The 8,593-nt window shown below is 71.9% G+C and carries 13 protein-coding genes; all 13 read left to right on the top strand.

Going from position 1 to position 8,593, the window contains the following annotated elements; translation table 11 throughout:
* Position 1: 1 nt before the first annotated feature.
* Entirely contained in the window at positions 2-793 is a 792-nt protein-coding gene (locus J5X86_RS29860; protein WP_208519803.1) for an SDR family oxidoreductase, read from the top strand.
* Positions 790-1,116 carry a DsrE family protein gene (locus tag J5X86_RS29865; protein ID WP_014060981.1) on the top strand — a complete coding sequence of 109 codons (327 nt, stop codon included), beginning with the start codon at positions 790-792 and terminating at the stop codon, positions 1,114-1,116. The genes J5X86_RS29860 and J5X86_RS29865 overlap by 4 nt, the downstream gene beginning before the upstream one ends.
* A complete protein-coding gene (locus J5X86_RS29870) occupies positions 1,116-1,523 on the top strand; it encodes a DsrE family protein (RefSeq protein ID WP_078641646.1) in 408 nt (135 codons plus the stop codon). The genes J5X86_RS29865 and J5X86_RS29870 overlap by 1 nt, the downstream gene beginning before the upstream one ends.
* 3 nt (positions 1,524-1,526) lie before the next feature.
* Positions 1,527-1,922, top strand: coding sequence for a hypothetical protein (locus tag J5X86_RS29875; RefSeq protein WP_078641645.1), 396 nt, complete (start codon positions 1,527-1,529; stop codon positions 1,920-1,922).
* A gap of 50 nt (positions 1,923-1,972) precedes the next feature.
* Complete coding sequence (locus J5X86_RS29880) at positions 1,973-3,133, top strand: beta-ketoacyl synthase N-terminal-like domain-containing protein (protein WP_208519804.1); 1,161 nt, start codon at positions 1,973-1,975, stop codon at positions 3,131-3,133.
* Between the two features lie 38 nt (positions 3,134-3,171).
* A complete protein-coding gene (locus J5X86_RS29885; protein WP_208519805.1) occupies positions 3,172-4,215 on the top strand; it encodes an ACP S-malonyltransferase in 1,044 nt (347 codons plus the stop codon).
* Positions 4,216-4,249: 34 nt separating this feature from the next.
* Positions 4,250-4,504, top strand: a complete 255-nt coding sequence (locus J5X86_RS29890) for an acyl carrier protein (protein WP_208519806.1) — start codon at positions 4,250-4,252, stop codon at positions 4,502-4,504.
* A gap of 1 nt (position 4,505) precedes the next feature.
* Positions 4,506-4,967 (top strand): 3-hydroxyacyl-ACP dehydratase, encoded by a 462-nt coding sequence (locus J5X86_RS29895; protein ID WP_014060975.1) that lies wholly within the window; start codon positions 4,506-4,508, stop codon positions 4,965-4,967.
* Complete coding sequence (locus tag J5X86_RS29900; RefSeq protein ID WP_208519807.1) at positions 4,964-5,545, top strand: 3-hydroxyacyl-ACP dehydratase FabZ family protein; 582 nt, start codon at positions 4,964-4,966, stop codon at positions 5,543-5,545. Before J5X86_RS29895 ends, J5X86_RS29900 begins: the two co-directional genes overlap by 4 nt.
* A gap of 33 nt (positions 5,546-5,578) precedes the next feature.
* Entirely contained in the window at positions 5,579-6,364 is a 786-nt protein-coding gene (fabG, locus tag J5X86_RS29905) for a 3-oxoacyl-ACP reductase FabG (RefSeq protein WP_208519808.1), read from the top strand.
* Positions 6,365-6,418: 54 nt separating this feature from the next.
* A complete protein-coding gene (locus J5X86_RS29910; RefSeq protein WP_208519809.1) occupies positions 6,419-7,216 on the top strand; it encodes a DsbA family protein in 798 nt (265 codons plus the stop codon).
* A gap of 147 nt (positions 7,217-7,363) precedes the next feature.
* On the top strand, positions 7,364-8,293 hold the full coding sequence (locus tag J5X86_RS29915) for an alpha/beta hydrolase (protein WP_208519810.1): 930 nt from the start codon (positions 7,364-7,366) through the stop codon (positions 8,291-8,293).
* A gap of 56 nt (positions 8,294-8,349) precedes the next feature.
* Positions 8,350-8,593 (top strand): biotin carboxylase N-terminal domain-containing protein (locus tag J5X86_RS29920; protein WP_279595463.1); only part of this gene is annotated, 244 nt, incomplete at its 3' end.

Consider the following 8,593-nt stretch of genomic DNA (forward strand, 5'->3'; position numbering starts at 1 on the left):
GATGATCACCCGACTTGAAGGTTCCTGGTGCCTGGTCCTGGGCGCCTCCAGCGGTATGGGCCTGGCCATCGCCCATGAACTGGCCCGCGAGGGCGTCCACATCCTGGGCGTCCACTTCGACACCACCGACGGCCAGGAGAAGGCCGCCGTCGCCCGGGAGGAGATGCGCGGCCACGGCGTCGAGGCCCACTTCTTCAACGCCAACGCGGCCTCCGCCCGTACCCGCGAGGAGCTGCTGCCCCGGTTCGAGGGGCTGACCGGCGGCACGGGCATCCGGATCGTGGTGCACTCCCTGGCCTTCGGCACCCTGCTGCCGTACGTCGGCGCGGAGGGCGAGGACAGCCTGACCGCCCGCCAGATGAACATGACGCTCGACGTGATGGCGCACTCCCTCGTCTACTGGACCCAGGACCTGTTCACCGCGGGGCTGCTGCGCGAGGGCGCCAAGGTGTACGCGATGACCAGCGCCGGGGGCACCCGGGTGATGCCCCACTACGGCGCCGTCTCCGCGGCCAAGGCCGCCCTGGAGTCCCACGTACGCCAGCTCGCCCTGGAGCTCGCCCCCTCCGGTATCGCCGTCAACGCGCTGCGTGCCGGGGTGACCCCGACCCCGTCCATGGAGCGCATCCCCGGCAGCGACCGGCTCGCCGTCCACGCGCGGGACCTCAATCCGCACCGGCGGCTGACCCGGCCCGAGGACGTCGCCGAAGCCGTCTCGCTGCTCTCGCGCACCGACTCCTCCTGGATCACCGGCAATGTGATCGGCGTGGACGGAGGTGAGCTGTTGACATGACGGCCCATCTGCTGATCGAGACGGGCGGGCCGCAGACCGGACCCGCCTGCGAGCGGTTCCTCGGCGACGCCGCGCGGCTGGCCAGGGACGGCCACCAGGTGGTGCTGTTCCTCGTCGAGAACGGCGTGACCGCCGCCGTCCCCGGCACCGCACCGGGCATCGAGACGTTCCTCGGCGACGGCGGCGAGCTGTGGGTGGACTCCTTCTCCGCCGCCCAGCGCGCCCTGCCCGCCGCCGATCTGACGCCCCGGGCGCGGCTGGTGGAGATGGATGACGTGGCCGCCAAGCTGCTGGAACCGCGGGTCAGGGCGGTGTGGCACTGATGCCCAGGCCCGTCCCCCGTACCGATGTGCTGCTCAATCTCTTCGGCGCGCCCCACCAGACCGACCTGGTCACCTCGGCGCTGCGGCTGGCGTCCGCGCTGCTCGCCCGGGGCGCCCGGGTGCAGATCTGGACCTGCGGCGACGCCACCCGGCTGACCGGCGCGGCCCTCGGCGAGAACAAACCGCGCGACTACACCGACCTGGGGCGCGAACATCCGTCCACCGCCCGCGTCGTCCGCGAGCTGATCGAGGATCACCCCGACCGGCTGTACTGGTACGTGTGCCGCTACTGCGCCGAGGAACGGGGCGCCGCCGACCAGATTCCGCAGGTGCGCACGCGGGCCCCCTTCGTCTTCGCCGAGCATGTGAACGCGGCGGACAAGAGCCTGCTCATGGGGGTGTGCTGAGCCATGGGCGACCAGGCGCGCTGGCTGGTGATCGTGGAGAAGGCGTACCGGGGCTCGATCGAGACCCAGTACGCCGACGTGCTGTACTGCGTGCCCGATCTGCACCGGCAGAGCGGCGGCTGCGATGTGGCGCTGCGCGGCCCCGCCGTCGGCTACGCCCTCGACACGGGCCCGCGGCCCTCGCTGCGCCTGGGCAACCACACCCTGGACACGCTGCCCCACCCACCGGCCTCCGTGGCGAAGCTGCTGGCCGCCGGGGTGACCGTGCTGGTCGAGGAGGACGGCCTGGCCGCGCTCGGCCGTACCGCCGCCGAGCGGCTGCTGCCCGGCGTACGCGTCATCGAGGGCGACGACCTCGCGGCGCGCTGGCCCTCCTACGAACAGGTGTGGTTCCTGTGACCCGCCCCTCCCACGGCCCCCGGGCCTCTACCGAAGGAGTACCCGAACCCATGGTCAACGCCCCCGGCGGGGCAGCCCCGGTCATCTCGGCCTGGACCGCCGTATCGCCCCTGGGACTGCGCGGGGCCGACTTCACCGCGGCCCTGCGGTCCGGCCGTGCGGCCGGCCGTCCGCTGGACCCCGAGGAGTGGTCGGTGCCGTTCCGCGAGGCGAGCCTCGTGCCCGACTTCCACATCCGGCAGATCCTCGGCCGTAAGGGCACCCGCTCCATGGACCGGGCCACCGGACTGGCCGTCACCGCGATCCGCCATCTGCTGACCGGGGAGCGGGAACACGACGAGGCCGAGCGGCTGCCGGGGGTGGGCGAGGAGACCGGCCTGGCACTCGGCACCAGCACCGGTTCCGCCCAGAGCATCATGGACTTCACCCGGGACTCGCTGGTGGGTAAGAAGCCCTTCTACGTGGACCCGGCCCGGTTCCCCAACACCGTGATGAACTGCGCCGCCGGTCAGTCCGCCATCTGGCACGGGCTCAGGGGCCCCAACACCACCATCGCGGGCGGCCGCGCCACCGGACTGCTCGCCCTCCGGTACGCGCTGCGGCTGCAGCGCGCCGGACGGGCCCAGGCCGTGCTGTGCGGGGCGGTCGAGGAGTTCTCCTCCGCCCGCGCCTGGCTGGAGTGGCACGCCCGGGCCGACGAGGACAGCGCCGCCGTGCTCGGGGAGGGCGCGGCCGTATGGCTGCTGGAGCCCGACGCCTCGGCGCGCGAACACGGCCGTAAGGGGCTCGCCGAGGTCCTGGGCCTGGAGTTCGGCTGCGCGGCGGACGCGACGCAGGCCCGTACGGTGCTCGCCGAGGCGATCGGCCGGCTGCTGGACCGCACCGGCGTGACCCCCGGCGAGCTGAGCGCCGTCGCCGACTCCGGCGCCCCCGGCGCCGAGGGGGAGGCCGAACGCGCCGCCCTCGCCGACGCCCTCGGGGGTGCGGAGCCGCCGCGGATCACGGCCGCCGACACCGTCGGGGACACCTGCGCCGCCGCGGCGGCCTTCCAGATCGCCGCCGTCCTGGCGCTCGCCGAGCACGGTCGACCGTCGACAGCGACTGAAGCGCCCCGGAGGCGAACCGAGCCTCTGAAAAGGGGCGATACCGCCCTGGTCGCCACCGTGGACCGGGACGGCGTGGTCGGCGCGGCCCTGCTGCGGATCCGGTGACGGGCCGGCCGCCCCCTGAGCTGAAGGAGCTGGTTGAGATGACGGACCGAGAGACGACGGGCGGCGCCCCCGACGGAGAGGCGCCCCGTACGGCGCTGGTCTTCCCCGGGCAGGGCGCCCAGAAGGCGGGCATGGGCCAGGCGTGGCGGGACACCGCCTCCTGGGCGCTGGTGGCCGAGGTATCGGAGTACACCGGTATCGACGTCGAGGAACTCCTGCTGAAGGCCGACGACGAGACGCTGCGCCGCACCGATCTCGCCCAGATCGCCGTCTTCACCACCGAGGTGCTCGCCCACCGCGAGGCGGAGGCCGCCGGACTGCTGGACGGGGTGGTGGCCTGCGCCGGGCACAGCCTGGGCGAGTACACCGCGCTGCACGCCGCCGGGGCCCTGCCGCTCGCCGACACCGCCCGCCTCGTCGCCGCCCGCGGCCGGGCCATGCGCGCGTGCGCCGAGCGGTCGCCCGGCACCATGGCCGCCGTGGTGCGGCTCGGTCCCGAGACCGTGGAGGCGCTGGTCGCCCAGGTTCAGGAGGACGGCGGCCAGGTCTGGATCGCCAATGTCAACGCGCCCGGCGCCATCGTGCTCTCGGGCACCGCCGAGGCCGTGGACCGGCTCGCCGAACTGGCCGTCGAGAGCGAGGGCAAGGTGATCCGGCTCGCCGTCGGCGGCGCCTTCCACAGCCCGCTGATGGCCTCGGCCGCCGACGACGTGCGCGAGGCCCTGGCCGCCGTGCGGTTCGCCCCCGAGCACCTCCCGGTCGTCGCCAACGTGGACGCCCGCCCGTACGCGAGCGGCGAGCGCTGGCGGGAGCTCGAACTGAACCAGCTCACCAGCCCGGTGCGCTGGGAGGAGAGCGTCCGCACGCTCGCCGATGAACTGGGCTGCACCCGGTTCGTGGAGCTTGGCCCCGGGCGCCAACTGACCGGCATGATCCGCCGGATCGCGAAGGGCGCGCTCACCGTCCCGGTCGAGTCGGCCGCCGCCCTCGCCAAGCTCACCACTCCCGGAACCGCTGAAACCCCCGCAAACTCCGGAACCCCCGAAACACCCGGAACACCCGGAACCCCCGAACCCCGCTGAGCCTCACTCTTTGAGAGCGGAAGGAGACCCCCGCATGGCCGACGCCACCACCGCCCTGGACATGGACGAACTGCGCACCTTCGTCGCGGATGTGCTCGATGTGGACGAGGAGGACGTCACCGACGACGCCGACTTCGTCAAGACGCTGGGCGTGGACTCCCTGATGGCCCTCGAGGTCATGGTCGTCCTGGAGAAAAAGTACTCGCTGAAGCTGGAGGAGCGGGAGATGAAGGACATCACCACGCTCCGCAAGGTGCACGACCTGCTCGCCTCGAAGCTGGAGAAGTGAGATGACGGCGGCCGCGTGCGGACCGGTCGACGGCACCGTGGAGGTCGTGGACCCCGGCGTCCCCGGTGAGCGGCCCGCCCGGTGCGTGGCCGTGGTCGGCGCGTCGGAGAAGGTGTTCGCCGGGCACTTCCCGGGGTTCGCCATCTTCCCCGGCGTATGTGTCGTGGAGTACGTCCAGCGCGGCGCCCTCGCCACGCTGCCGGAGCGCGAACCGGGCGGGCGCTGGGTCCTGGCGGCCGTCGAGTCCTCCCGCTTCCTCAGCCCGGTCTACCCCGGAGACGAGCTGACCAGCGAATACGTCTGGTCGCGCAAGGACGGTGCGGTGCGCTGCCGGGCTTCGGCGGCCACCGGGCGCGGACCCGCCGCGCAGATAAGGCTGCGCTTCGAGAACCGGGACGCCCAGGGTGCGGAGGCCGGGGCAGGGGAGTGGAGAGGCCAGGGCCGAGGAGCGGACGCCGGATGATCACCGTCGATGAGATCAAGCGGGTGCTGCCGCACCGCTACCCCATGCTGCTGGTCGACCGGGTCACCGAGCTGGTGCCGGGCGAGCGGGCCCGCGGGCTGAAGGCGGTCACCTGCAATGAGCCCTGGTACGAGGGGATGCCGGACACCGCGTCCGAGGAGGACTACCACTATCCGTGGACGGTGCTCATCGAGTCCTGGTGCCATGTGGCCGGGGTGCTGGTGGCCTGGGACCGGCCCAACCCCGACGTACGCAAGGGCAAGGCGATGCTGCTCGGCGGGATCACCGACGCCGAGTTCCACCGCCCGGTGGTGCCGGGCGATGTGGTGGAGCATCATGTGCGGTTGGCCCGCCAGGTCGGCGAGACCTTCGTCTTCGAGGGCGAGAGCCTGGTCGGGAAGGAGACCGTCCTCACCATCGGGCGGCTGACGATGACCATGCGCCCGGCCTCCGACCTGGACGCCTCGCCCGTGACCGCCCCGCCCCTGACCGCCTCACCTGTGACCGGCCCGCCCGCGACCGACCCGCCGGTGGCCGCGCCGCCCGTGCCCAACCCCCCTGTGCCCGACCCCCTCTGACCGACACCACCTCCGGGAGAAGGACCTCACCGTATGTCCGACCGAATATCCGACGACACGGGCCGCGCATCCGGTGACAAGGAGCCGACGCCGCGCGTCGCGCTGGTCTCCGGCGGTTCCCGCGGCATAGGCCGGTCCACCGTGCTGCGGCTGGCCCGGGACGGCTTCGACGTGGCGTTCTGCCATCACTCCAGCCCCGACGCCGCCCGTGAGCTGGAGGAGGAGGCGGCGCGGCACGGCGGTGGGCGGGTGATCGGCCGGCAGGCGGACGTCCGCGACGCGGGCGCGGTGCGCGAACTGGTCGCCTTCACCGAGGAGTCGCTCGGCCCGGTCGACGTCGCGGTCACCTCCGCCGGGATCACCCGGGACAATCCGCTGCTGCTGATGAAGGACGAGGAGTGGCGGGACGTCCTGGAGGTCAACCTGGACGGCACCTATCACCTGTGCCGTTCCGTGGTGTTCGGAATGATGAAACGCAAGTCCGGATGCGTCATCAACATCTCGTCGGTCGCCGGTGTCCACGGCAATGCGACCCAGAGCAATTACGCGGCCTCCAAAGCGGGGATCATCGGCTTCACCAAGTCGCTCGCCAAGGAGGTCGGACGGTACGGCATACGGGCCAATGTGGTGGCGCCCGGCTTCGTCGAGACCGATATGACGGCGGAGCTTTCCGACCGGGTGCGCAAGGAGGCGGAGCAGAGCATCCCGCTGCGCCGCTTCGGCCGTCCGGAGGAGGTCGCCGACATGGTCGCGTACCTGGTCGGGGCGGAGTATGTGACCGGTGCGGTGTTCCAGGTCGACGGCGGCATCGTCCTCTGACGGGCCTCGTCGGCACCTTTGTTCGAGCGGTGTTCGCCGGTTGAGGGCCGCTCAATGAGCGTCATGTACGAGACGGACGAGCGAGGGGGTACGGACGTGGCAGCCAAGCGCAGCAAAATACCGCGCTTCTATTTCAATTTCCGCAGCCCGTACAGCTGGATCGCCTACCGTGATCTGATGGACCGCTATCCGGATGTCGCACAGGCGGTGGAATGGCACCCGTGGTGGGAGCCGGACGCGGATGGTGAGCGCCGTATGGCCGAACAACGCCATCACTTTCCGTATACGGCGATGTCCCGGGAGAAGCATCTCTATATCCTCCAGGATGTGCGCCGGCTGACGACCGACCGCGGCCTCGCGGTCAACTGGCCGGTGGATCAAGACCCGGTCTGGGAGGTGCCGCATCTGCCGTACTTCCTGGCGCTGGACGCGGGGCTCGGCCCCGCCTACATCGAGCGCGTCTACCGGGCGCGCTGGCAGGAGGGCCGCGACATCTGTGACCGTACGACCATCGCGGCCATCGCCGGTGAGCTGGGGCTTCCGGCCGACCGGGCGGCGGCAGCGGCCGATGACGAGGAGCTGCGCGGCGGCCAGGGGCTCCAGGCCCTGCTCGCGCTCAGCGACGCCGGGGCGTTCGGCGTGCCGTTCTTCACCCATGGCTATGACAAGTTCTGGGGCGTGGACCGGCTGCCGGCCTTCGTCGACGCGGTCCGCTCCGGCTCCGGGCCGGGCGCGGGCTCCGGTGACCGATCCGGCCCCCGCTCCCGGGACACGCCCGCCGCCGTGCCGTCGGACACCGACTTCGCCGCAGCCCGGTCGGCCGATCCGGGCCATGCCGGAGGCTGTGGCTGACTCTTCGCCCGCCCGCTCGTTCACACGTTGTCGCCCGTCCCGACCGCCCGTCCACCCGCTCGTCCCGACCGCCCGTCCACCGCCCGCCGCGACCGAGACGAGAACGCCCTGACCGCCGACGGACACTCCCCCTCCTGGAGGACGCAGATGCCCGAGCCACGCCAGACGTCGGCGCGCTCCCCCTCCCTGGGAGCCCGCGCCCTCTCGGCCGCGGCCCTGCCGATCGCCCCGCTGTACGGGGCCACGCTGGCGTATCTGGCCTTCCATCCGCGGCGCCGGGAACAGCGGGAGCACCCACGGGACCACGGGCTGCCCTGTACGGAGCTGAAGGTGCCCTTCGCGGCGCGCAAGCACCTGGACACCTGGCTGTGTCCGGCGTCCCCCGAGAAGGTGGTGGTGCTCGGGCACAGCATGGCAACGGCGAAGGACCACAGCCTCCGCCACGCCAAGTTTCTGCACGACGCCGGATACACCGTCTGTCTGTTCGACCATCGCAACCACGGGGCCAGCAGCGACGACCGGGCGCTGTTCGGGCTCGGCGACCGGTTCGCGAGCGATGTCACCGCCGTGGTGTCCCATCTGCGCGACCAGCGGGGGTACGGCACGGCGCGGATAGCCTTCTACGGCTTCTCGTTCTCGTGCTTCTCGTCCATGTGGGCGCTGACGCACGATGGATTCGAACTTGACGCGCTGGTGTGCGACAGCGGACCGGGGCACGACGTCCCGCCGCTGCTGCGCAAGTTCCTGGAGGCGGAGGCGCTGCCGCTGCCCGCCCTGCTGAAGGGCGAGCCGGCCCGTTCGGTGGTGGCGCGGACGCTGTGCGCGGTGGGCCCGGCCATGCTCCGGGCCGAGTGGCCCCCGCCCGCGACGGGCAAGTTCGCCAAGATCCCCCTGTTGTTCATGTCGGGCGAGCACGATGCGATCGTGCCGCCGTCCTCGGTGGACGCGCTGGCCGAGCGCTATGCCCAGGCCGAGACGCACGTCCTGCCGGGAGCCGAGCATCTGCTCGGGCTGGAGACCGATCCTGAAGGCTACGCGAGCGTGGTGCTGGATTTCCTTGAGCGGGCCCTGGGGTAGCAACCTTGACCGTCCCTCTCGGGACGGTCAATTTTTCGGAAGAGGGAAGAGAGAGCATGCAAAAGGTGCTCATCGCCAACCGTGGCGAGATCGCTGTCCGTGTTGCCCGTGCCTGCCGGGATGCCGGGATCGCGAGCGTAGCCGTCTACGCCGATCCGGACCGGGACGCATGTCATGTGCGCGCGGCCGATGAAGCCTATGCGCTGGGCGGTGACACCCCGGCGGCCAGCTATCTCGACCAGGCCAAGGTCCTGGCCGCGGCCGCCGAATCCGGCGCCGACGCCATCCACCCCGGCTACG

The organism is Streptomyces sp. NEAU-YJ-81, assembly GCF_017592595.1.
Lineage (GTDB): Bacteria > Actinomycetota > Actinomycetes > Streptomycetales > Streptomycetaceae > Streptomyces > Streptomyces hygroscopicus_B.